The following is a 24,653-nucleotide window of genomic DNA, read 5'->3' on the forward strand; positions in this document are numbered from 1 at the left end:
TCGCTGCCCCTTTTAAGCGTAGATGTTTTAAACTGTTTTATATGTCTCTGTTTATCAATTATTTTTTAGTATTTACACAATTATTTTAACCATGTTAATGTGGTGACAAACCTAATGGAGAAAGTCTTATGAAACTCGCGGTATACAGCACAAAGCAATACGATAAAAAGTATTTGCAGCACGTAAACGAGCAGTTCGGCTACGAGATTGAATTTTTTGACTTTCTACTCACAGAGAAAACGGCAAAAACGGCTAATGGCTGCGAAGGCGTCTGTATTTTCGTTAACGATGACGGCAGTCGCCCGGTTCTGGAAGAGCTGAAAAAGCATGGCGTTAAATTCATCGCACTGCGTTGTGCCGGCTTCAACAATGTCGATCTGGATGCAGCAAAAGAGCTGGGACTCCACGTGGTACGTGTCCCGGCATATTCCCCGGAAGCCGTGGCAGAACACGCTATCGGGATGATGATGGCATTGAACCGTCGTATTCACCGCGCGTATCAGCGTACCCGCGACGCCAACTTCTCACTCGAAGGGCTGACGGGCTTTACCATGTACGGTAAAACGGCGGGGGTTATCGGTACCGGGAAAATTGGCGTTGCCGCGCTGCGGATCCTGAAAGGTTTTGGCATGCGACTGCTGGCGTTTGATCCGTACCCGAGCGCTGCCGCACTCGAGTTAGGCGTAGAATATGTCGACCTTACGACGCTTTTTTCCGAGTCCGATGTTATCTCCCTGCACTGCCCGCTGACGCCGGAAAACTATCACCTGCTTAACCACGCGGCCTTCGATCAAATGAAGGATGGTGTCATGATCGTTAACACCAGTCGTGGCGGTCTGATTGATTCGCAGGCAGCGATTGAAGCGCTGAAAAACCAGAAAATCGGTTCGCTTGGGATGGATGTGTACGAGAACGAACGCGATCTCTTCTTTGAAGACAAATCTAATGACGTCATTCAGGACGACATTTTCCGTCGACTGTCAGCCTGCCATAACGTGCTCTTTACTGGCCATCAGGCTTTTTTGACGGCAGAAGCGCTGATCAGCATTTCAGAAACCACACTGAATAATCTGCGCCAGCTTGAGAATGGCGAAACCTGCCCGAACGCACTGGTGTAAACACTACGGTTCCCTTCATCCGAAGGGAACCCTTTAAGACAATTCCTGCCAACACTCAATTACCGCAGTCTGTTACTATCCTGCCGTTACGTTGATTTTCTTTGAGGACCCAATGAAAAGGATCATTACCCTGTTAGCCTTTGGCGTGCTGCTATCCGGCTGTGTAAGCCATGGTGTGAGCAAGAATTCAGTAAACGAGACGCAGCTTGCACAGCATCGTTTCGTGCTCGATACGGTCAACGGACAAGCTGTCGAGAAAGGCGAGCATCCGGCAGACATCCATTTTGACAATAAAATGGTTGTCTCTGGCAGTATGTGCAATCGCTTTACGGGTCAGGGGAAATTGTCCGAAGGCACGCTGACGGTGAAAAAGATGGCCATGACGCGCATGATGTGTGCTGATGCCCAGCGCAACGCACTGGACAACATCATCGGTAAAATGCTCAGTGAAGGTGCCCAGGCCGATCTGACCGATGGTCAGCTTACGCTGACAACTGCCGATCAAACGTTAATTTATACCCAGGCCGATCAGGCTCAGTAAGCGCCACAACTTCCGGCGGCAAGCGACTGTTCGCTACAACGTTTGCCGTTAGGGAGTGCACACATCCCGATTGCAGATCCATCCAGTTGGCGTGCGACAGACAATGACCCACCGACCATTGCGCAATTCGCCTCACCGCTGCTGGACATTGACGCACGTAACCCCGGCGCCACATGTGCGGCCGTTGCCTGCTGAACGGGTTCACTGCTGCATGCAGAGAGTAATAAAACAGCACACCCTACCCAAAACGCTGAACGCATTTCTCATCCCCCAATGATTTAGCAAAACCTAAGCATCATAGGCAGCACAGTCCGTTACGTCGAGACCGAAACTGCACCTTTATGCGCTCTGGAAACATTTTGATGCTATTTTTTTGCGCAAACGCAAAATAGCACATCGCAAGACAGTCATTGACGTTATGCCTGAAACGGATTTAGAGATAAGACGCAGTCAAAATTAATGTATAACGAGACAATCGTGCGCCATTGTGCAGGCTGGAAATAAAAAAACCTGTCAGATGGACAGGCTTCGAAGACGTTTACTCACACACCTTTTTAGCGTTGTGCCTTACGGAAGAACTGCTCCATCGATTCCCGGACATGTTCATCCGGATTTTCGGCAAGATCCCCCTCTCCTGAGGAATGTCGGACAATATTATTATGCCCTTGCAGAAGAACCGGAGGCTGTTCTGTATAAGCTGCCGCCGAGCCCAATGATAAAATCAGTAAAAACCACGCCGTTCTTAACGTCTTACCCATCATCAATGACCCTGTAAGTTGATAACTTGCAGCGGCTATATTGCGGGAGCAAAAGTAAAAAGCTGTATGCGATGTTTAAACGTATCCAGGAAGCTGTGAGCAACTGCATTGGCAGAAAAGACATTGCGCGCCAACAGGCCCCTGCGGATACCCTGATAAAAGGCAGATTGCGTGTACAAAAAAGGCCCGCCAGAGCGGGCCTAAGACAGGCAAACTATTAACGGAAATTATCCGGCGTGATGCTCAATCACTTTTTGACTGTTCTCAATGGCAATTTTCCTGGGTTTTTCATGTTCAGGAATATCCTGGTAGATATTCACCTCTAAAAGGCCGCTTTCCAGTTTCGCATTACTGACCTTAGCATGCTCTGGCAGCGAGAAACTTAACCGAAAATCAGAACGGCGTATGCCTCTGTAAATCCACCCTTGTTCATCCTGAGAGTCATTTACCGCACGTTTACCAGAGATATGCAGCGTGCCGCCTACGGTTTCGATTTCCAGCTCGTCTTCTTTCCAGCCTGGAACGCTTACGTTTAGAAGGTAGTTATTTTCGTCGACTTTTTTGAGGTCATAGGCCGGTAACGCCGAAACAGGCGAATCCCCGGTTAACTGACTAAAAAGTTTGTCGATACGGTTGAATCGGTCAGCAAAGACAGAATCAGAAAAGCCCGGAAGTGCTGACAAGGTTCTGAGTGCCATAAATTAACCTCCTGAATGTTGGATTCAAAAGTTCAAGTTAAAGGCAAGCGTGGCTTGTCCGCTGATAAAAATAAGCGCCGAAAACGGTTTTTCAAGCCCTGAAGAAAAATTTTTTTCTGCGGCCCGTTACAGACGTTCGCCTACCCTCCTCGCAAAACGAAAATTAGTGCTACTCAAGGGAAAATGGCGATCACAAAATTGCGCTATTTTCCGGGAGTGGACATGACGCGACATGCTCAACAGGTTACGACCAGCGCCGAACGACGGAATGCAATACATTCCTCAGGCTTATAACTTTCGCTAAAGCCCATGAGATCAAAAACCTTTGCTTCCTGGCTGTCTATACTGACTGAAAGCATGATGAGGGGCGGCTGCAGGTATGAAAGAAGAACGGACTATGAGGCATAACCCTGAAAGCGAAGCGAACATACACCAGAACGAACGTAATAAATCTATTTAATAAAAAAATGCTTGTAACTGCCCTGCTGATGCACCAGAGAGTCGCGATGCAAGCATAAAGCCGCTTTAAAACTGACATTTAAGCAATGAGAGTTTCCATATGATCACTATTGACGGTAATGGCGCGGTCGCTTCGGTGGCGTTCCGTACCAGTGAAGTTATCGCCATCTATCCTATTACCCCCAGTTCAACCATGGCTGAGCAGGCAGACGCCTGGGCCGGGAATGGGCTAAATAACGTTTGGGGTGATACGCCACGCGTTGTGGAGATGCAATCCGAAGCCGGGGCCATTGCTGCGGTACACGGTGCATTGCAAACGGGCGCGCTTTCTACCTCCTTTACCTCGTCGCAGGGTCTGTTACTGATGATCCCGACGCTGTATAAACTCGCCGGTCAGCTCACGCCGTTCGTGTTGCACGTGGCGGCCCGTACGGTTGCTACCCATGCGCTCTCTATATTCGGCGATCATTCCGATGTGATGGCTGTCCGTCAGACTGGCTGCGCGATGCTCTGTGCGGGGAGTGTGCAGGAGGCGCAGGACTTTGCGCTGATTTCACATATCGCGACGCTCAAAAGCCGTGTGCCGTTTATTCATTTCTTTGATGGCTTTCGTACCTCGCACGAAATTAACAAGATTGTACCGCTCTCTGACGATACGATCCGCGCCCTGATGCCACAGGACGAAATTGATGCCCACCGTTCCCGTGCGCTCAATCCTGAGCACCCCGTCATTCGCGGTACCTCCGCCAACCCGGATACCTATTTCCAGTCACGTGAAGCGACTAACCCCTGGTACAACGCTGTCTATGACCACGTTGAGCAGGCTATGGATGCGTTTGCCGCCGCCACCGGACGCCAGTACAAGCCGTTTGAGTATTACGGTCATCCTCAGGCTGAGCGCGTCATTATCCTGATGGGTTCGGCAATTGGTACCTGTGAAGAAGTCGTCGACGAACTGCTCACCCGCGGTGAGAAAGTCGGTGTACTGAAAGTGCGCCTGTTCCGTCCGTTCAGCGCGCAGCATCTGCTTGCCGTCTTACCGGAATCGGCAAAAACTATAGCCGTACTCGATCGCACAAAAGAGCCAGGTGCGCTGGCTGAACCTCTCTATCTGGACGTGATGACCGCGCTCGCAGAAGCCTTTAATGGCGGTGAACGCGAAACCCTGCCCCGGGTTATCGGTGGACGCTACGGATTATCATCCAAAGAGTTTGGCCCGGATTGCGTTCTGGCCGTCTTCAATGAACTGCGCGCCAGCAAACCTAAACCGCGTTTTACCGTCGGCATTTATGATGACGTGACAAACCTGTCGCTGCCATTGCCGGAAAACACGTTGCCATCAAAATCCCGGCTGGAAGCCCTGTTTTATGGCCTTGGCAGTGATGGGAGTGTTTCAGCCACCAAGAACAACATCAAGATTATTGGTAATTCAACGCCGTGGTATGCACAGGGGTATTTTGTTTACGACTCCAAAAAAGCGGGCGGCCTGACAGTTTCGCACCTGCGCGTCAGTGAGCACCCGATTCGCTCAGCCTATCTGGTCTCGCAGGCGGATTTCGTTGGCTGCCATCAATTGCAGTTTATTGATAAATATCAGATGGCGGAGCGCCTGAAACCTGGCGGCATTTTCCTGCTCAACACCCCGTACAGTGCCGACGAAGTGTGGGATCGGCTGCCGCAGGAAGTTCAGGCCGTGCTGAACCAAAAGCAAGCCCATTTCTACGTCATTAACGCCGCGAAAATTGCCCGCGAATGTGGCCTGGCCGCACGAATCAACACGGTAATGCAGATGGCCTTCTTCCATCTGACCCGCATCCTGCCAGGCGACAGCGCGCTGGCGGAGTTGCAAGGGGCCATTGCCAAAAGCTACAGCAACAAAGGTCAGGAACTGGTTGAGCGCAACTGGCAGGCCCTGGCAATGGCGCGCGAATCGCTGTTCGAGGTTCCGCTACAACAGGTGAATCCGACCAGCGCGCCCCGCCCACCCGTAGTCTCCGATGCCGCTCCCGATTTCGTTAAAACCGTTACGGCCGCCATGCTGGCAGGCCTGGGTGACGCCCTGCCCGTCTCTGCGCTGCCGCCAGACGGTACATGGCCGATGGGCACCACTCGCTGGGAGAAACGCAACATCGCCGAAGAGATCCCTGTCTGGAAAGAGGAGCTCTGTACGCAATGTAACCACTGCGTTGCGGCCTGCCCACATTCAGCCATTCGCGCCAAAGTGGTTTCACCCGAAGCGATGGAACAGGCTCCGGCAAGCCTGCATTCACTGGATGTGAAATCTCGTGATATGCGTGGACAGAAGTACGTGCTGCAGGTGGCGCCAGAGGATTGCACCGGGTGTAACCTGTGCGTGGAAGTCTGCCCGGCCAAAGATCGTCAGAACCCGGAAATCAAAGCCATCAATATGATGTCGCGTCTGGAGCACGTTGAAGAAGAGAAAGTGAATTTCGACTACTTCCTCAATCTGCCGGAAATTGACCGCAGCAAACTGGAACGTATCGATATTCGCACCTCGCAGCTTATCAGCCCGCTGTTTGAATACTCCGGCGCCTGTTCCGGCTGCGGCGAAACGCCGTACATCAAGCTGTTAACCCAACTGTATGGCGATCGCATGCTGATAGCTAACGCCACCGGGTGTTCGTCGATTTATGGCGGTAACTTACCGTCCACACCGTATACCACTGATGCGGCAGGACGTGGCCCGGCATGGGCGAACTCCCTGTTTGAGGATAACGCCGAGTTTGGTCTGGGCTTCCGCCTGACGGTCGATCAGCACCGCAAACGCGTGATGCGCCTGCTGGAACAGTTCGCCGCGCATATTCCAGGCGAACTCAACGATGCGCTGCATGCCGATGCGACACCGGAAGAGCGTCGTGAACAGGTTGCCTCGCTGCGTCAGGCACTGGCCGGTGTCGAGGAAGCCAAAGAGCTGTTAACCGATGCTGATGCGCTGGTCGAAAAATCGATCTGGCTGATTGGCGGCGACGGCTGGGCCTATGACATTGGCTTTGGTGGTCTGGACCATGTGCTCAGCCTCACCGAGAACGTCAATATCCTGGTGCTCGATACGCAATGTTATTCCAACACCGGCGGTCAGGCATCCAAAGCCACGCCGCTTGGTGCGGTCACCAAGTTTGGTGAACATGGCAAGCGTAAGGCACGTAAGGATCTTGGCGTCAGTATGATGATGTACGGCCATGTTTATGTCGCGCAGATTTCACTTGGCGCGCAGCTCAACCAGACGGTAAAAGCGATTCAGGAAGCGGAAGCCTACCCTGGACCGTCGTTGATCATTGCTTATAGTCCCTGTGAGGAGCATGGTTATGATCTGGCGTTAAGCCATGATCAGATGCGTCAACTTACGGCAACCGGCTTCTGGCCACTGTATCGCTTCGACCCGCGCCGTGCGGATGAAGGCAAATTGCCGCTGGCGCTCGATTCCCGTCCACCGTCTGATGCGCTGGCCGAAACGCTGCTCAACGAGCAACGCTTCAGGCGGCTTAACGCCCAGCAACCGGAAGTGGCAGAACAGCTCTGGAAAGATGCCGCCGCCGATCTGCAAAAACGCTATGATTTCCTCGCCCAAATGGCAGGAAAATCGGAAAAAAGCTCGACGGAATAACAAGATAAGTTGAATAAAAAGCCTGCATGTTTGCAGGCTTTTTATTCCTGTGCGTCTTGCAACAGACGGCGCATCTGGTGGATGATAAACCTTCCCCGCGCCGAGTTGTAAAGGACACCCAGCATGCGACACCATCCCGTAAAATCCTCCCGTATTGCGTCCATTGCCTATGATGAACGCACAAACACGCTGGAAGTCCGTTTTCACGATAAAAGCACCTGGCAGTACCACGGCGTGCCCGAAAGAATTTTCACAGTATTTCTGACGGTTGTATCGAAAGGCCGCTATTACGATGGCGTAGTGAAAGGCAAATTTCCGGAAAAGAAAGTGGCCTGAAAGGCAGGCAAAACCTCACAATACATGTAAAAAAGTGGCGCATTGTCTGAAAATCCTGCCAAACAGACGCCGCTGATATAAAACTGTCAAATAAGTGCGCCATACTCATGTTCAGACCTGAACATTGGTCTGACGACTCCTTAGCCATTGAGAACGATTGAATGAAATTAAGCAGAACTCGCCGCACGATGCAGATTCACTGGAGCCTGCAGCGTCAACGCGAAAACCAATGGAAGAAGTTCAGCCTTGTGCTGACTAACCGCAGATCCTGAATACCTGTTTTTGTCCGCCGTTATGTTCCCTCAACGTAACGGCAATGCCCTTTCCTCTTACCGCTAAACGCCGCAATAAGTACTCACAACGGTCATTCTGGTGAGAGCCGTTAAGCAATAGTCATTTTTCGCGTTATAACATTTGCAGAGCCGATCCGGTTTGGGTAATGTGCTCTTCTGCTTTTTCACCTCTGGCATTAGAGAACAGTTATGAGACTGGGTATTGCTTTCCCCATCATCGTATTTATCGTCGCTGTCGCATTTCTCAGTTGGTTTATTATCGGTGGCTACGCTACGCCGGGCTAATAGCGGCATTCATTCCTGCCATCGTCTCCGCGATAAAAATCCTGTATTCGCCGTCAAGCATTGCTACAATCTCGCTTTAGCGCCCATATCTGTTGGTCAGGCATGCCTGGTTGACGTTGAACACCTGAATTGAGCCTTTTTTTCATGTCGCAAAATCAAGAAATTACCAAAAAAGAACAATACAATCTGAACAAGCTGCAAAAACGTCTGCGCCGTAATGTGGGCGAAGCGATTGCCGACTTCAATATGATTGAAGAAGGCGACCGCATCATGGTCTGTCTCTCCGGCGGTAAAGACAGCTACACCATGCTGGAAATTCTGCGCAATCTGCAACAAAGCGCGCCGATCAATTTCAGCCTTGTGGCGGTCAACCTCGATCAGAAACAGCCGGGCTTCCCGGAGCACATTCTGCCAGCTTACCTGGACCAGCAGGGTGTCGAATATAAGATCGTCGAAGAGAACACCTACGGGATCGTAAAAGAGAAAATTCCGGAAGGGAAAACCACTTGTTCGCTCTGCTCACGCCTGCGTCGCGGCATTTTGTACCGTACGGCCACTGAGCTGGGTGCCACTAAGATCGCGCTGGGCCATCACCGTGACGACATTTTGCAAACGCTGTTCCTGAACATGTTCTATGGCGGCAAAATGAAAGGCATGCCGCCCAAGCTGATGAGCGATGATGGCAAACATATCGTGATTCGCCCGCTCGCTTACTGCCGCGAGAAAGATATCGAGCGTTTTGCCGAAGCAAAAGCATTCCCTATCATTCCCTGCAACCTGTGCGGTTCACAGCCGAACCTGCAACGTCAGGTTATTGCCGATATGTTGCGCGACTGGGATAAACGTTATCCTGGGCGTATTGAGACGATGTTCAGTGCGATGCAAAACGTCGTGCCTTCACATCTGAGCGATACCACCCTGTTTGATTTCAAATCTATTCATCACGGTTCTGCGGTAGTGGACGGTGGCGACCTCGCCTTTGACCGCGAAGAGATCCCTTTACGGCCAGCAGGCTGGCAGCCTGATGAAGACGACGGCGATTTCGCTGCCAGTCGCCTCGATATACTTGAAATCAAGTAAGCCGTCAGCCCTCTTTCACAGAGGGCTTTTTTCTATCTGTGCGGCGGTGGATCGACAATGGGACGAGGGTCCGGGTCGAACGGCGGGTCGGGAATGGGCTGCGGTTTTGGTATAGGGTCAGGCACTGGAACCGGATCTGTTGGAAGTGGGTCGCTCATCTGCAGTGGGGTTAATGTACGCATTTTCGCCTCCTTCTTTCGCGTTGCCATCCTTTAAGGGTAGACCGGACAAACTGAGAGGCAAAAAAAAGCCGACTCTTTTAAGTCGGCGTCGTACGAATCAATTGTGCTATGCAGTAATTCAAAAAAGGAAGTAAGACAATATGGAGCGCAACGCCCATCGCTTGACGTTGCATTCACCTGCGAGTGCAATATTGCACTGGTTGCGTAGAGCATTTATTGATATCGCTCAAAGTAAACGGCGTTTTTATGTTCAATTTTTGTTAAAAAAGTGAAATTTTACAGCCATTTACTACGATGCAACCACCAGGTAACACCCCCTATCAGGATGACCAACATAATGCAGAAAAGTGCGAAGCCAAATCGCCAGCCACCGCCGGGTATTCCGCCTAAATTGACACCGAACAACCCGGTCAAAAAGGTGCTGGGCAGGAAGACCATTGCCATCAACGACATGGTATAAGTTCTGCGTGCTAACGACTCCTGCATCACCTGCGTGATTTCATCCGTCATCACCGCCGTGCGCGCGATACAGGCATCAATCTCATCAAGTCCCCGCCCCAGTCGGTCTGCAATATCTTGCATACGACGACGCTGATCGTCGGTCATCCACGGCAGCCGCTCGCTGGCCAGACGGGCAAAAACATCGCGCTGTGGCGCCATATAGCGACGCATCACGATCAACTGTTTACGCAGTAATGCAAGGAAACCTCTGGGGGGAATCTCCTGATCAAGCAAATTGTCTTCAAGGTCGATAATCTTATCGTGTAGCTCTTCAATAAACTCGCTGGCATGGTCGGTCAATGCATCACAAACATCCACCAGCCAGCCGCCGCAGTCCGTCGGCCCGGTCCCTTCCTCCAGGTCGCTCACGACATCATCCAGCGCCAGCACCTTGCGCTGACGCGTTGAGATAATCATCCGTTCATCCATATAAACACGCACGGCCACTAACTGGTCCGGGCGCTCGTCTGTGCTGCCGTTAATGCAGCGCAGCGTGATAAGCGTACCTTCCCCTACGCGACTGACACGTGGACGCAGGCTTTCACCGGCCAGCGCGTTACGCACGCTATTAGGTAACTGCGGCGTTGATGCGAGCCATTGCGCGCTCTCCTGATTGGTATAATTCAGGTGCAGCCAGCAAGGATGCTGTGCATCAATCACATCATCCGGTTCCAGCGGTTTGACTCCGCCCTTTCCATCCAGACGCCAGGCGAAAACCGCATCCGGAATATCAACATCCGTTCCTTTGATCGCTTCCACAGCGCCTCCCAATCAACATAAGTGCTGTTGTCAGTCTAGCTCTCTGCGCCCGTTAAGCAACCATCATGCTGAATTCGTTACAAATATTAAAAAAAAGCCCGCATGAGCGGGCCAGAGGCGGGATGACCTGAAAATTAGAACGAATGCCAGTAATTTTCCTGGTTACCGATAGCAGGGCTTGCCTGACGATTTCTACGATTTTCGGAAGGAATGCTTGAGGGTGTCGTAACGGGACCAGTGTCTGTTACCTGGTTGTCCGCCAGACGGAACTTAGAGGTACGAGCCTGCAGTTCGATAACCCGGTTTTTCAGAATGTCAGAAGAACCCGCCAGTTCTTCTACCATAGTGACATTACTCTGCGTCACTTTTTCCAGCTCAGACAGTGCCAGTGTAATCTGCGAAATGCCTTTTTCTTGCTCCAGGGTCGATACAGCAATTTCACCCATTAACTTGCTGACCACACTCGCACCGGAGACAATTTCATGCATATTTTGTTCGGCCTGGTTGACGACTGTCGCCCCTTGCGTGACGTTTTCCGTGGTGACGGCAATCAGCGACTTAATATTTTTGGCCGCTTCGGCGCTGCGGTGCGCCAGGCCTCTGACTTCTCCTGCTACCACAGAGAAGCCTTTACCGTGATCCCCCGCTCTTGCCGCTTCCACAGCAGCGTTCAGCGCGAGAATATTTGTCTGAAAAGCAATGCCATCAATAAGGGAGATGATATCTGCCATTTGGCCCGCACAGTCAGTAATGGACTGCATATTTTTCGCCACCTGCCCCATCAAGTCGCCACCTTTTCGCGCATTCGCACTGGCGTCGTTCGCCCGGGTACTGGCAAGCCGCGTGTTTTCGGCATTATTTTGGGTACTACTGGCTATCTGTTCCATACTGGCCGCTGTCTGCACCAGTGCCGCAGATTGCTCTTCAGTTTTAACCGACAGCTCGCCGCTTCGCGATGCCAGTTGATCGGAGAGATCCATTGCGTTCTGTGAAGAGAGACGAATTTCATTAACCAGCGTTGCGATACTTGCAGAAAGGCTATTAATGCCTGGAATTAAGCGCCCGGCACAATTGTTGCCAAATTCGGGAATCGTAATCGACAGGTTGCCAGCGGTCACCTCTTCGATACTTTTTTTCACCGTATTAATTGGCGTGACTAAATAATACGTCATATACAGCCAAAGCAAACTCAATGTTGCTACCGAAACCACGCTAATTGCTGTAAATAAGGCCATATTTTTTGAGATGGCGATCACTAAAAGGTCGATGATGAAAAAAGAGACAATCAGGAATGATAATATAAAGCTTCTTACACTAATATTTTTAAGCATGGGGGCACCAACAATACTTCGCGAGGGATAATATTCTTATAGCATTCGAAAATAACTTTTTCACCCCGAATTTGATCGTAAGACATGTTTAGCTTACCTTCACTTAAATTTAACTTAATGGCGACATTAAAATCCAAAAAACCAGAGATACAGCAAATTTTAAAGTTAAGATATCTAAATAATTTGTCATATCAGGAGGTAATCCGCCATACAAAAAGCAGCTTTACATCTCTATAATTTAATCCATCACGCTACTTAAATTATATTTAAGCCGTGCTAAAATGATTCATAACCCTAAAGTTGTTTATGTGAATGCCGATAATAATAATTTACTTTTAATTCAACTTAAATAGCAGTATAAATAATAAATACTTCCAACAACATAAATTCGCCAGGTTAGCTGCTAGAATAAAAATTAGAATTAACTCTTTCCTTTTCAGCGGGCGTGAAATGCATAATGCTTTATGTATCGTGGGATCCCATACTTATCGGTATTTCTTTTGTTGTGGCGTTCATTGCCTCATTCGTGGCGTTGGATAGCGCCAGCAAAATTTTTTCATCCACCGTTCGCGGCGCGCTGTTCTGGCGACTCTGTGGCGGTGCGACACTAGGCATGGGAATCTGGTCAATGCATTTTGTTGGTATGCTGGCAATGCGCATGCCTATCGTGATGCATTACGACCTGGTGTTAACCATTGCTTCCTTCGTTGTTGCCTTAATTGCCGCAACACTGGCCATCAACGTTGTTGTCAGCGAAGAGATACTGCCCTTTAAACGTCTTATCCTGGCGACCTGTTTATTGTGTCTGGGCATAGTGGGAATGCATGCTCTCGGTATGGCCGCCCTCACCGATTACGTCACTCTCTACTGGAACACGCCGCGTCTCATCCTCTCTGTAACCATTGCTTTCTTTGCCTCCGGTTTTTCGCTATGGCTTGCCTTTGTTCGCAAGGTCAACCATCACGGCGCATTTATCTATCGGGTTTTCGCTGGTCTCGTTCTCGGTATCACGATATGCGCCATGCATTATGTGGCGATGAGCGCCGTTGAGTTCAGCAATGGTAAAGACAGCGCTGGAATTATTGTTCGCAGTACTGCCTATTACTCTACACATACCAGCGTGAGCGAAGCCGGCCTTTCAATTTGGGTCTCGACCTCCACGCTGATTGTACTGGGAATAATGCTGTTTATTTCACTTATTGACTCCCAGATCCGCACCTCGCGACTCACCGAGAGCCTGCGTCAGTTAAACCATCAACTGGAGATGCAGGCCCATTTCGACCCCCTGACCAACCTGGCAAATCGGATCCAATTCGATATTTTACTGGATGCTTGCCTTGCCAGCGCAGCAGCCCAGCGGCAGCGATTTGCCGTATTGTTTATGGATCTTGACCGTTTTAAGCAGGTCAATGATGCCTTTGGACACCACATTGGCGATTTATTATTGAAGTCCGTCGCCGTAAGACTTTCGACCTGCGTCAATGCAAAAATGACGCTGGCGCGCCTTGGGGGCGATGAGTTTATTTTGCTGGTACCTGATTGTATAGATGAGGAAATCACCATACTGGCAAAAAGACTGGTAGACACTATTCATTTTCCATTTTACGAACAAGGGCATGTCATAAACGTGTCATTAAGTGTGGGCATCAGTTTTTATCCCCTGCACGGTGACACCGTTCAGGATCTGAAATTTAAAGCGGACGCCGCGATGTATCGCGTCAAACAAAATGGGCGTAATGGCTGGGAAGTCTGGCATCCGGCAATAACTCACAATGCGGCAAACACTCCTTTTTTCCTCTCTGATATATCAATCAACCAAAAGTAAAGTTTGCTTATTGCAACGATACATATCAATTCACATTTTTTTGCGTTAGATTTTCCTCAAGCCTGATAATAAAACTGCCGAAAACGCTATTATTCGATAAGTTACAAAGACTAAAGCGACGCGCACGATAAGGGGATAAATCCATGCTTACAGATCGCCTGGATGCGCTAAACCTGTTGACAACACCCGTTTGGGTGATTTCACCTGAGACAGAAGAATTGCTCTTCACCAACGCAGTGGCGAAGAAATTGACCGCTGAGCGTTCAGTACGGGAATTGAGAACCGGGACATATTCGGCATATGCACATCACAGCCTGGCCATGTACCTGCCGGGTCTCAGGAATCAACACAATATTATCGAAGTCTGGACTGTTCACATGGATGGCGAAGAGGTGAGTTTAAGTTGTAAAGCCTCCCTGCGCGAAATCAGTGGCATAGGTGAAGTGATATTTTTTGAAGGATTATCCTCGGGAACATCCGCCAGAGTTAAAGCCAGCCGCTCAACAACATACCGCCATCGCAAACAGGGCTTTTATGCCCGTTTTTTCTATACCAACTCCGCACCTATCCTGCTTATCGACCCCGCCAGAGATGGCCTGATCGTTGATGCCAATCTCGCTGCACTGCGTTTTTACGGCTACTCGTACGATGAGATGTGCCAAAAACACACCTGGGAGATCAACACCCTCGGACGTGGTATTTTGCCAGTGATGGCTGAAATCGCCCATCTGCCTGGCGGCCATAAGCCGCTCAATTTTGTACACAAGCTGGCTGATGGCTCAACCCGCCATGTTCAGACGTATGCTGGCCCGGTTGAAATCTATAATGACCGACTGATGCTATGCATTATTCACGATATCACTGAGCAGAAACGCCTTGAGCAGGAACTGGAATATGCCGCGCACCGCGATTTACTCACCGGTTTACTCAATCGCCGACAGTTCTACCATCTGACTGAACAGATTATGCCGACCGCGTTCGATTTCAGCCTGTTGCTGGTCGATACCGACCACTTTAAACGCATCAATGATCAATACGGGCATCAGAAAGGTGATGAAGTCCTGATACAACTTTCCCGCACGCTTGAGCAACATTGCCGTCACGGAGATTATGTTTTCCGCTGGGGCGGCGAAGAGTTTCTGTTGCTGTTGCCCCATACGACAGAGGAAACCGCTGTTGGCATCGCTGAACAGTTACGCCAGGCCGTCGCCAGTATCAATATTCCCCAACTTCCGGGATGTACTGTGAGTATTGGCGTGGCTCGCCATCTGGCGGGAGAATCGCTGGATGATCTGTTTAAGCGTGTGGATGAAGCGCTGTACCGTGCAAAAAACAGTGGGCGTAATAAAGTGCTGGCAGCCTGAATTCGTGACAAAAAAATGCGCCCTTGCGAGGGCGCTTTTCAACGATGGGCGTTATTTAGTGGATGCCCATCCGCCAGGCAAAATCGATCTCTTCTTTTAGCTCGCTATGCGAGAGCGTCAGCAAATCCGCGAATTCCAGCCTGAGTTGTTTTAATTTCTTAAGGTATTCCGCAGGCGACAATCCGCTTTTATCGCGACGGAGATATTCAATTGCCAACTGAGTGGGGTCTAATTCGGTGTGCATATAATCCTCATGTGTGGTTAAAACATAATCACTACAACACATTATTTCGACCATTTTTTGACCAAAGTCGTATGCGCGTTCGTCTCCACGCTTTACATTCCTTCGATGGCAGGCATCGGCCTATGGGTAAACGGGGAAAATGCGGCGCTGGCGCTGCTTAAGCGCCAGCGGAGATGTCGAAAGACGTTATACCCGTCAGAAAACTCAGTGCTTAATCAAATACATTGTGCGTGTATACGCCACATCTTCCGGGTTAGTGATGGGATAGCCTTTAAGCCATGGCTTAATCAGGCGACCATTGGTGTATTGATAGATAGGAATGATGGGTGCTTTTTCCGCGATGATCTTCTCAGCCGTATTGTAATCCGCATTGCGAGCTTCGGCCTGTGTCTCCTGCGCAGCCTGATTCATGACCTTGTCATATGCTGGATCGTTAAAACGCGCGATGTTGCCACTATGGGTAGATGTTAACAGCGACAGAAAGGTAGACGGTTCATTGTAATCCCCCACCCATGAGGCGCGGATAACATCAAAGTTGCCGGTATTACGGCTATCGATATACGTTTTCCACTCCTGGTTTTGCAGTTTGACATCAATGCCCAGATTCTTTTTCCACATCGATGCCACCGCAATCGCGATTTTCTGATGCGTTTCGGAGGTGTTATACAATAACGTCAATTCCAGCGGACGTTGTGGGCCATAACCCGCGGCCTGGAGCAGGGTTTTCGCCTGGGCATTGAGCTCCGCCTGGCTCATCTTTTCCAGCGCCGAAGGCTGTGGTTTAAAGCCTGCGGTAACGTCCGGTGTGAATCGCCAGGCCGGTTTTTCCCCTGTACCCAGCACCTTCTCAGCCATCACGCGGCGGTCTACGGTCATACTCAGCGCCAGACGTACGCGCGGATCGGCTGTCGGCCCTTTTTGCGTATTAAGGGCATAGTAATAGGTGCCGAGCTGCGGCGGGGTGTAAACCTGGCCGGGAATCTCCTTGAGCAATTTCTGGTACTGATTTTTCGGGAAGGACTCCGTGATATCAATTCCCCCGGCAAGATAGCGATTTGTCGCCGCCGTTTCCTGATTGATCGGCACAAATGTCACTTTCTGAATGACGGTTTTACGGTTATCCCAGTAATGGGTATTCGGTTTGAGTTCAATTTTCTCATTCACCACCCGGTTTTCCAGCACATAAGCGCCATTGCCGACCAGGTTGCCTGGACGCGTCCAGTCAGCGCCGCTTTCAACATTGGCTTTCTGCACCGGGTAAAACGCAAAATTCGCAGCAAGGTTCGCAAACCATGGCAACGGTTTATCGAGTTGCACCCGCAACGTATGGGCATCGACCGCCGTCACGCCAAGTTTATCCGGCGTCGCCTTGCCATCAACGATATCCTGCGCGTGGGTGATTCCTGCAAGCGCCGCAAACCAGGCAAAAGGTGACGTTGTTTTCGGATCGACCAGGCGCTGCCAGCTATAAACAAAATCTTGTGCGGTGACCGGCGTGCCGTCGGACCATTTCGCATCATTACGCAGGGAGAATGTCCAGACGCGGTTATCGCTGGTCTGCCATTTGGTGGCCACGCCAGGGATGATGTCGCCTTTCTCATTCTGATTGACAAGGCCTTCGTACAGATCGCGAATGACCTGAATCTCCGGCAGCCCTACCGCCTTCGCCGGATCAAGCGATGCGGGTTCGTCTTTAATATGGCGAACCAACTCCTGTTTCTGAGCCAGCACCGTGCCCTGCGGAACATCCGCAGCCCAGGGCGATGAGGAAAAACCACAGAGTAAAAGCGCACAACTGAGCAACGAGACAGGATGCTTCATGAGATCCCCTTTTATGTTTTGAAGCAAAACGAAAGATGAGGTAATTATTTGTTTTAGAAAGAGCGAATGCAAATTTTCGTCGATGGAAAGTTGACGGCTATTCCTTTTTGCCTGAATACAGCAATAATTTGCCCAGGCGAGAAATATGCCCAACACTTGCAATAAGCCAACCAGAATAAGGATGACTATGCCTGCTTCACGCCCACGCCCGGAACGGGGCGCCTTTCCTTCCGGTAGCGAATATTACGGACACTCTCTGTTAGGTGCCCCACTCATTTGGTTTCCGGCAACCGAAGCTTCACATGCCAGCGGGCTTATCATTGCGGGAACCCATGGTGATGAAAATTCTTCTATTGTGACGCTTTCCTGCGCCTTGCGGACATTGAAACCAGAACTTCGTCGACACCATGTTGTGCTGGCCGTCAATCCGGATGGTTGCCAGCTTGGCCTGCGTGCGAATGCCAGCGGCGTGGATTTGAATCGTAATTTTCCGGCCGCAAACTGGAAACCCGGCGAAACGGTTTACCGCTGGAACAGCGCCGCCGAAGCGCGTGATGTAGTGTTATCGACAGGTGATGCCCCCGGCTCCGAACCCGAAACTAAAGCATTGTGCCAGTTGATTCACCAGGTCCGCCCCGCCTGGGTGGTGTCGTTTCACGATCCGCTGGCCTGTGTGGAAGATCCACGCAACAGCGCCTTTGGTCAGTGGCTGGCGCAGGCGTTTAATTTACCGCTGGTCACCAGTGTCGGCTACGAAACACCCGGCTCTTTCGGTAGTTGGTGCGCGGATATGAATTTGCACTGCATCACACTGGAATTCCCGCCAGTTTCAGCCGATGAAGCCAGCGAGAAATACCTCAGCGCGATGACAGCGCTACTGCGTCATGATGTGGAGAGATGAAGCTGACCAGGGGTGAATTGCAGCGATGGTTCGACATCTACCGCAAGCCAGGTAGGTCCGTCGAGATCGGCAAAGCGAACCTCACCCACCAACGGTAGTGCCGCGGCAATGGCGCGTGAAGTACAGATCATGCAGCCCAGCATCAGGCCAAAATCCTGCTCGTGCGCCGCACGGGCCAACGCCAGCGCTTCTGTCAACCCGCCGGTTTTATCGAGCTTGATATTAACCATCTCATAGCGCCCCGCCAGCGCGGCGAGATCCCGTTGCGTGTGGCAACTTTCATCGGCACAGATGGGCAAAGGATGGATAAAGTTATCCAGCGCGGCATCATCGCCTGCCGGAAGAGGCTGTTCGAGCATTGCCACGCCAAGATCGGCCAGAAGCTGGCAACGGGCAGCAAGACCTTCACTTTGCCAGACCTCATTGGCATCAACGATCAACGTGGCTTCCGGTGCAGCGGCACGTATTGCCACCAGCCTTTCGCTGATCAAATGATCGTCAAGCTTCACCTTAAGCAACCTTGCCCCCGTCTCCCACAGCGCCGAGGCACTGGCGGCCATTTGCTCAGGCGTACCGATGACCACGGTTTGCGCAGTAGTGACTGTGGCGGGCAATGTCACGCCCACATACTGCCCAAGCGTCATTCCCTGTCGCCGGGCTTCCAGATCCCAAAGCGCACAGTCGACGGCATTACGCGCCGCACCGGCAGGAAGCAGTGTCTGGAGTTCTTCACGGGTCAAACGATTTTCCAGTTGCGGCAGGATCGTCATAATCTGCGCAATCACCGAAGCCTCGCTCTCGCCATAACGGGGATATGGCGTGCATTCACCTACGGCTTTGACGCCGTCTTCTTCCAGTTCAACAACCACTACCCGAGCCTCGCTGCGCGCACCTCGAGCAATGACAAATGGCGTGTGTAACGGCCAGGTTTCATCATAAACCTTAACGCTTCTCATCCCTTTCTCCTCTGCCGCCTTTTCCACGATTATAGATGTGAAATTAGGTTTGCCGTGGTCCTTGCTTTCAGAATACACTAGCGACGAAGTTAACTATATGTAAACAGGAAGATATATATGTCACAGCTTGTCCATTTCCAGGGTAATCCAGTTTCCGTTGCCGGTAAGATTCCGCAGGTCGGTTCCAAAGCCGCACCGTTCTCTCTCGTGGCGAAAGACCTGTCTGACGTTGCATTAAGCCAGTTTGCAGGAAAACGTAAAGTTCTGAACATTTTCCCGAGCATTGATACCGGCGTATGCGCCGCATCTGTGCGTAAATTTAACGAATTGGCAACAGGCGTAAACGACACTGTCGTTCTGTGCATTTCCGCTGACCTGCCATTCGCCCAGTCTCGCTTCTGCGGTGCGGAAGGTCTGAGCAATGTGATCACCCTCTCCACGCTGCGTAACGCTGAGTTTCTGGAAAACTACGGTGTGGGCATTTCCGAAGGCGCGCTGAAAGGTCTGGCGGCACGTGCTGTGGTGGTCATTGACGAAAACGACAATGTCATTTTCAGCCAACTGGTGAATGAAATCACCAACGAGCCTGACTATGCTGCCGCACTTGAAGTGCTGAAAGGCTAATAAAGTCTGCCCGGTAACGCGCTGTTTACCGGGCAATTCGTATTACTCGTCACCCTTCTTCTGGCTCAAACCATATTCCCGTAGTTTATTCGCGATCGCCGTATGCGAGACGCCAAGGCGCTTTGCCAGCTTACGCGTGCTGGGGAAACTGCGATAAAGCTGTGTCAGTACCGAGCGCTCAAAGCGGCTGGTGATCTCATCAAGCGACCCTTCCATCGCATCTTCGCCGACAGGCAGGGTAGCGGCATCAAAGTCCGGCAGCAGAATATCCTGTGAGCGTAGCTCGTAGCCTTCCAGTTGGGTAAGCGCACGGTAGATCGCGTTTTTCAACTGACGAACGTTGCCCGGCCAGCCATAACGGGTCAGAACATTACCCAGATCGGCCGACAATTTAGGCCGGGGAACGCCCTGCTCATCGGCAAAACGGGCAACAAAGAGTTCGGTCAGCGGCATGATATCCTGCGGACGCTCCCGCAACGGCGGTAGATTCAGCGTCAGAACATTCAGGCGATAATAGAGATCTTCGCGGAACATCCCCTTTTGCACCAGTTCCACCAGGTTGCGCTGGGTGGCGCAAATCACCCGCACATCGACGTGTACCTCATGGTCTTCCCCAACCCGGCGGAAAGTCCCGTCATTGAGAAAACGCAGCAGTTTAACCTGCATTCGCGCCGACATTTCGCCGATTTCATCCAACAACACAGAACCGCCATTCGCCTGTTCAAAAAAGCCCTTTTTCCCTTCCGGGGCATGACCAAACAGTTCACTTTCGACGGCATCTTCCGGAATCGACGCGCAATTCAGCGCCAGGTAGGGTTTCGCCGCACGCGGACTGGCCATATGACAGGCTCGTGCCAGCAAATCTTTACCCGTCCCTGTGTCACCGGTAATCAGTAGCGGTGCCGTAAGTGTTGCCAGCTTCCGGGCCTGCTCCATCACCTGGCGCATCTTCGGACTGACGGCGACAATCTGGCTGAAAGCGCCCAGATCCTGTTGCGAAAGGTTTTGTAACTGACGTCCCATTCGGACGGTGGAACGCAGCATCACCACCGCGCCGGTCAGAACCGGTTCGCCGGATTCGCCTTCCAGATGGACCGGGGTGATTTCCATCAGGAAATTTTGCCCATTAATGGCAACATGTTCGCTATGAGAGTTGTGCGGGTTGCTTTCCAGCCAGCGCGTGAAATTGAAACCGGAAATGAGCTGTACCGCGTTGTGATTGCGCAGTTTGCTCTGGTCCAGCGCAAATAGCTGGCAACTCGCCGGGTTCGCCAGTTCAATCTTCCCTTTCATATCCAGCGATAAAACGGGTTCCGGCAGCGCCTCCAGCACCGCGCTCAGCGCACGATGCTCACGCTCGGAAGGCATCCACAGCACGGTGCGCACGTCGGTTACGCCAGGGATACGGCGAATCTCTGCCATCAGGCTGCTGAATGTATTGAACTCCAGAGCAGCAAAATTCAGGTAGATGCGCCCGACAGGGTCTATCTCGATTCCGCGTAAATCAATGCCGCGTAACACCAGTAAATCCAGCAGTTCGCGTGTCAGACCGAGTCGGTCTTCACAAAAGACTTCAAGACGCATGGAAATATCACCCCAGATAATCAACGAATGCCGGGATAATATGTCAGTTCCTCTCTGGCAGGAAGATGTCTGTCAAGAAATATTGACAGCATGGCGGAAAAGTGGGCGCTGTGCCGTAAAGTTAAACGCGCAGCGCACAATTTATAGTCCAACAAGGCTTTCCAGGGGAATGCCAAACTGACAGTGGAGTTTTCGAATCATCGGTAACGTCAGATTGCGCTTACCGTTCAGAATTTCGTATACCCGGTTCGATTTGCCAATTGCAGACTCCAGATCGCTGACGGTCAATCCTTGCTGCTCCATCCTGAATTTTATGGCTTCAATCGGATCAGGAGGATCGATTGGATAATGTTTTTTTTCATACTCTTCGATAAGCAAACACATCACCTCAAAGTAATCACCCTCAGGTGTGTTCATTTGAGGTTCATTGTCGAACATAGGGGCAACCGCTTTTAACGCGGCTTCGTAATCCTGTTCCGTTTTGATTAACTTGATTTGCATACAGATTACCCTCGTTCAACGTTGCCTGCATCGACAACATCATATTCATGATGTGTACCTATAAATTTCACAAACACCCAGCCTCGTTGATACGCAATCGAGACAATTAAACGGTAGTCGTTACCTTTAATGTTGAACACGACCCTCCGGTTTTTGAGGATGCTTGCACTACGGTATTGAGATTTAATGTCTGCAGGCGTTTTCCATTCAGCCTGCTGAACCTCATCGTGCCATGCTTTTAAGGGCTGTTCCGCATCCGGATGTGTCGTCCAAAAATCTCTGAGCGCTTTGATGGATATGATCTTCATTGAATTATCCCTGTCCCATCGTGGGACCCTATCCATTTTATCCCAAAATGGGACTTCTGTAAAAACAACCACAGTAAACTTAACGGCAAGAGAGAACTATCCATCTCGCTTCGACGCTTTGCCTTTTTGCACCGTCTCTTTGAGCTGCACCACCAACTGGCGACGAAAATCGCCAAGACGCGGTTTGTCATCGCCAAGCCACGGTAACGGGCGGCACAGTTCCATGGCTTTGATGCCTAATCGGGCAGTCAACAGGCCAGCGCCAATCCCCTGCGCGGCACGGGCGGAAAGACGTGCGGCAAGGTCTTGCGACATCCAGTCCATGCCCACTTCACGCACCATTTCACTGGCGCCGGCAAAGGCAATATTGAGCAGCACCAGGCGAAACAGACGCAGTCGACTGTAATACCCCAGCTCAATACCATAAAGCGTGGCAATGCGGTTAATCAGACGCAGATTGCGCCAGGCGATAAACGCCATATCCACCAGCGCAAGCGGACTGACGGCAATCATTAATGTTGACTCAGCCGCGGAGCGACTGATTTCACGCCGCGCCTGGTTATCCAATACAGGCTGGACGATATGGGCATACAGCGAGACCACTTCCCTGTCATTTTGTGTCTCATGAATCGCAGCATACCAACGCTGGAGTGCAGGATGCGCATGGTCTAGCCCGGCCTGGCGCGCCAGATTTTCACAAAATGCGCGCCCTTTCCCCGTACCGTGGCTGTGAAGCAGTTCCCGCGCCTCGTCTCGTGCCTGGGCTCGCTGCCGCAATCGCCATAGCCGACGCCACTCCGTCGCCACAGACCCAACGCCCGCACCGACAATCAATGCACCAGCGGCACACCCGCCCATGGCGACCCAGTTCTGAGTTTGCCAGGCATTCATCGCCCATTGCACGCCCTGACCGACAACGCTTGCGCCAAACAGCGCCATCCCGGTGAGCACCATTTTGCGCCACAGGCTGCGTTTCGGGTGCAGCGCCGCTTCTACTGCGGCTTCTGCCGGGCCTTCTTCGCGGATCTCGTCGGGATTGACTGGCGCGAAGTTATCAGCCAGATCGTCGCTGAATGTTTGCGCGGCCTTGACCTGCATGACGGTCTCCGCTTCCAGCGGCCCGGTGAAATCGATACGCGGTTTCAGGGGTTCACTCATCGCAATTTATCTCCCAATAAAAATTCCAGCGCAGCGTCCAGACGGATATGCGGCAATGGCTTATCCACATCCAGCGCCTGAGGGCGGAAGGACTCAAACTGAAACCCTTGTTTTTCCCAGAATGCCTGGCCTGGCAGACGCGCCGGCACCTCACCGGGGTAAAATGTCAGGGGAGAACCATCGCTCAGCCGGTGGCCACGTAAGGCGGGAATTTTCTCGCCATTAACATCAATCAAGCCACTCTGTGTCGCCTGGACAGAGGCCAGACCAACGCAGTCCATGCTGATCCCTTCAAACGCAGCGTTTTGCCACGCATCCTGAATCAGTTGCTGGAGCAACGACACCATATTGGCATGCTGGTCGAGCGTGACATGATCCGCCTTTGTGGCGGCAAATAGCAACTTATCGATAACCGGCGAGAACAGACGGCGAAACAGCGTCCGCTGACCGTAGTGAAAGCTTTGCATCAGTTGCGTCAGCGCCAGACGCATATCATTAAAGGCTTGTGGCCCGCTGTTGAGCGGTTGCAGGCAATCCACCAGCACAATCTGGCGGTCAAAACGCAGGAAGTAATTTTTATAAAAATCCTTCACCACATGTTCGCAATAGTAGTTAAACCGCTCGCGCAGCATGCCCGCGCTAGTGTGTTTGCCCGCCTGCGCCAGTCTGGCTTCCCCCGTTTCGTCCACATTGGGCCATGGGAAAAATTGCAATGCAGGTGCGCCAGCCATATCACCGGGCAGAACAAAACGCCCCGGCTGAATAAAATGCAGCCCTTCGCGTTTGCACTGATGCAAATAATCTGTCCAGGCAGCGGCAATGTCTGCCAGACGGTTTTCATCGGCAGGCGCTAAAGGATCCAGCCCTTCACACAAGGCCTGCCACTTCTGCGACCATTCGCCACGTTGTCCCTGTAACAGGCCGCGCATCTGTCGTGACCAGCTTAGATAATCCTGAGCCAGCATCGGCAAATCCAGCAGCCATTCCCCTGGATAATCGACAATTTCCAGATACAGCGTGGAGGTCTCTTTAAAATGGCGCAGCAGCGACTCCTGCGACCGGAAGCGCAGCGCGAGTCGAATCTCGCTGACACCGCGTGTCGGGGTTGGCCAGACGGGTGGCGTACCATAGAGCTGCGCAAGCCCTTCGTCATAGGTAAAACGCGGAATACCAAAATCACGTTGAGGAACGCGTTTAACACCAAGCAGCCGCTCTTCACGTACCGCGCTAAACAAGGGAAGCCGCGCGCCTGCGTGAACGTTAAGTAATTGATTCACCATTGCGGTGATAAACGCCGTCTTTCCGCTGCGACTAAGCCCCGTAACGGCTAACCGCAGATGGCGATCCATTCCCCGGTTTACCAGGGCATTAAGTTCATTTTTCCAGCGTTCAATCGTCATT

At 51.5% G+C, this 24,653-nt stretch carries 23 protein-coding genes; 10 read left to right on the forward strand and 13 right to left on the reverse strand.

Features of this window, described 5'->3' with window-relative positions; all coding sequences use genetic code 11:
• Positions 1–128: 128 nt before the first annotated feature.
• Positions 129–1,118, forward strand: a complete 990-nt coding sequence (locus C5523_RS14100) for a 2-hydroxyacid dehydrogenase (protein WP_079497506.1) — start codon at positions 129–131, stop codon at positions 1,116–1,118.
• Between the two features lie 112 nt (positions 1,119–1,230).
• Entirely contained in the window at positions 1,231–1,659 is a 429-nt protein-coding gene (gene hslJ / locus C5523_RS14105; protein ID WP_039076971.1) for a heat shock protein HslJ, read from the forward strand.
• Here hslJ and C5523_RS14110 read toward each other — a convergent pair.
• The 3 genes from C5523_RS14110 to C5523_RS14120 all read right to left on the reverse strand — a co-directional run bounded on the left by C5523_RS14110 (position 1,653) and on the right by C5523_RS14120 (position 3,115).
• Positions 1,653–1,919 (reverse strand): DUF333 domain-containing protein, encoded by a 267-nt coding sequence (locus C5523_RS14110; protein ID WP_072039689.1) that lies wholly within the window; start codon positions 1,917–1,919, stop codon positions 1,653–1,655. The genes hslJ and C5523_RS14110 overlap by 7 nt on opposite strands.
• 294 nt (positions 1,920–2,213) lie before the next feature.
• Positions 2,214–2,420, reverse strand: coding sequence for a hypothetical protein (locus tag C5523_RS14115; protein ID WP_039076970.1), 207 nt, complete (start codon positions 2,418–2,420; stop codon positions 2,214–2,216).
• A gap of 224 nt (positions 2,421–2,644) precedes the next feature.
• Positions 2,645–3,115, reverse strand: a complete 471-nt coding sequence (locus C5523_RS14120) for an Hsp20 family protein (protein ID WP_039076969.1) — start codon at positions 3,113–3,115, stop codon at positions 2,645–2,647.
• 559 nt (positions 3,116–3,674) lie between these two features.
• Between C5523_RS14120 and nifJ the strand changes: the two genes are divergently transcribed.
• The 4 genes from nifJ (at position 3,675) to ttcA (ending at position 9,193) form a co-directional block, all read left to right on the forward strand.
• A complete protein-coding gene (nifJ, locus tag C5523_RS14125; protein WP_108701368.1) occupies positions 3,675–7,199 on the forward strand; it encodes a pyruvate:ferredoxin (flavodoxin) oxidoreductase in 3,525 nt (1,174 codons plus the stop codon).
• 123 nt (positions 7,200–7,322) lie between these two features.
• Positions 7,323–7,535, forward strand: coding sequence for a KTSC domain-containing protein (locus C5523_RS14130; protein WP_108701369.1), 213 nt, complete (start codon positions 7,323–7,325; stop codon positions 7,533–7,535).
• Between the two features lie 482 nt (positions 7,536–8,017).
• Positions 8,018–8,113 (forward strand): YoaK family small membrane protein, encoded by a 96-nt coding sequence (locus C5523_RS27255; protein ID WP_139153700.1) that lies wholly within the window; start codon positions 8,018–8,020, stop codon positions 8,111–8,113.
• A gap of 144 nt (positions 8,114–8,257) precedes the next feature.
• Positions 8,258–9,193, forward strand: a complete 936-nt coding sequence (gene ttcA / locus C5523_RS14135) for a tRNA 2-thiocytidine(32) synthetase TtcA (RefSeq protein ID WP_039076966.1) — start codon at positions 8,258–8,260, stop codon at positions 9,191–9,193.
• A 458-nt stretch (positions 9,194–9,651) separates the two neighbouring features.
• On the opposite strand, the gene zntB is transcribed toward ttcA, so the two are convergent.
• The gene (gene zntB, locus C5523_RS14140; RefSeq protein WP_039076965.1) at positions 9,652–10,635 is read right to left on the reverse strand and encodes a zinc transporter ZntB; all 984 of its coding nucleotides are present in this window, start codon (positions 10,633–10,635) and stop codon (positions 9,652–9,654) included.
• A 134-nt stretch (positions 10,636–10,769) separates the two neighbouring features.
• A complete protein-coding gene (locus tag C5523_RS14145; RefSeq protein ID WP_108701370.1) occupies positions 10,770–11,966 on the reverse strand; it encodes a methyl-accepting chemotaxis protein in 1,197 nt (398 codons plus the stop codon).
• 457 nt (positions 11,967–12,423) lie between these two features.
• Here C5523_RS14145 and C5523_RS14150 point away from each other — a divergent pair, with 457 nt between their 5' ends.
• Entirely contained in the window at positions 12,424–13,791 is a 1,368-nt protein-coding gene (locus C5523_RS14150; protein ID WP_052249181.1) for a diguanylate cyclase domain-containing protein, read from the forward strand.
• Positions 13,792–13,934: 143 nt separating this feature from the next.
• Complete coding sequence (locus C5523_RS14155; RefSeq protein WP_079497511.1) at positions 13,935–15,155, forward strand: sensor domain-containing diguanylate cyclase; 1,221 nt, start codon at positions 13,935–13,937, stop codon at positions 15,153–15,155.
• A 55-nt stretch (positions 15,156–15,210) separates the two neighbouring features.
• On the opposite strand, the gene C5523_RS14160 is transcribed toward C5523_RS14155, so the two are convergent.
• Together C5523_RS14160 and C5523_RS14165 are read right to left on the reverse strand one after the other, a co-directional pair.
• Positions 15,211–15,399, reverse strand: coding sequence for a YdiH family protein (locus tag C5523_RS14160; RefSeq protein ID WP_155525398.1), 189 nt, complete (start codon positions 15,397–15,399; stop codon positions 15,211–15,213).
• Positions 15,400–15,603: 204 nt separating this feature from the next.
• Positions 15,604–17,220 (reverse strand): ABC transporter substrate-binding protein, encoded by a 1,617-nt coding sequence (locus C5523_RS14165; RefSeq protein WP_039076962.1) that lies wholly within the window; start codon positions 17,218–17,220, stop codon positions 15,604–15,606.
• Between the two features lie 187 nt (positions 17,221–17,407).
• On the opposite strand from C5523_RS14165, the gene mpaA reads away from it, so the two are divergent.
• Positions 17,408–18,121 carry a murein tripeptide amidase MpaA gene (mpaA, locus tag C5523_RS14170; RefSeq protein WP_039076961.1) on the forward strand — a complete coding sequence of 238 codons (714 nt, stop codon included), beginning with the start codon at positions 17,408–17,410 and terminating at the stop codon, positions 18,119–18,121.
• On the opposite strand, the gene ycjG is transcribed toward mpaA, so the two are convergent.
• Positions 18,103–19,077 carry an L-Ala-D/L-Glu epimerase gene (gene ycjG / locus C5523_RS14175; protein ID WP_108701372.1) on the reverse strand — a complete coding sequence of 325 codons (975 nt, stop codon included), beginning with the start codon at positions 19,075–19,077 and terminating at the stop codon, positions 18,103–18,105. The genes mpaA and ycjG overlap by 19 nt on opposite strands.
• Positions 19,078–19,194: 117 nt before the next feature.
• Between ycjG and tpx the strand changes: the two genes are divergently transcribed.
• Complete coding sequence (gene tpx / locus C5523_RS14180) at positions 19,195–19,701, forward strand: thiol peroxidase (protein ID WP_039076959.1); 507 nt, start codon at positions 19,195–19,197, stop codon at positions 19,699–19,701.
• A gap of 42 nt (positions 19,702–19,743) precedes the next feature.
• On the opposite strand, the gene tyrR is transcribed toward tpx, so the two are convergent.
• The 5 genes from tyrR to C5523_RS14205 form a co-directional block, all read right to left on the reverse strand.
• Positions 19,744–21,285 (reverse strand): transcriptional regulator TyrR, encoded by a 1,542-nt coding sequence (tyrR, locus tag C5523_RS14185; protein ID WP_039076990.1) that lies wholly within the window; start codon positions 21,283–21,285, stop codon positions 19,744–19,746.
• 141 nt (positions 21,286–21,426) lie between these two features.
• A complete protein-coding gene (locus C5523_RS14190; RefSeq protein WP_079497513.1) occupies positions 21,427–21,786 on the reverse strand; it encodes a type II toxin-antitoxin system HigA family antitoxin in 360 nt (119 codons plus the stop codon).
• Positions 21,787–21,791: 5 nt separating this feature from the next.
• On the reverse strand, positions 21,792–22,094 hold the full coding sequence (locus tag C5523_RS14195) for a type II toxin-antitoxin system HigB family toxin (protein WP_071194098.1): 303 nt from the start codon (positions 22,092–22,094) through the stop codon (positions 21,792–21,794).
• Between the two features lie 96 nt (positions 22,095–22,190).
• Positions 22,191–23,252 carry a YcjF family protein gene (locus tag C5523_RS14200; RefSeq protein ID WP_108701373.1) on the reverse strand — a complete coding sequence of 354 codons (1,062 nt, stop codon included), beginning with the start codon at positions 23,250–23,252 and terminating at the stop codon, positions 22,191–22,193.
• Entirely contained in the window at positions 23,249–24,646 is a 1,398-nt protein-coding gene (locus C5523_RS14205; protein ID WP_108702326.1) for a YcjX family protein, read from the reverse strand. Before C5523_RS14205 ends, C5523_RS14200 begins: the two co-directional genes overlap by 4 nt.
• Positions 24,647–24,653 lie beyond the last annotated feature (7 nt).

Origin of the sequence: Phytobacter sp. SCO41 (assembly GCF_003073275.1) — a bacterium.
In the GTDB taxonomy this organism is placed as follows: Bacteria; Pseudomonadota; Gammaproteobacteria; order Enterobacterales; family Enterobacteriaceae; genus Phytobacter; species Phytobacter diazotrophicus.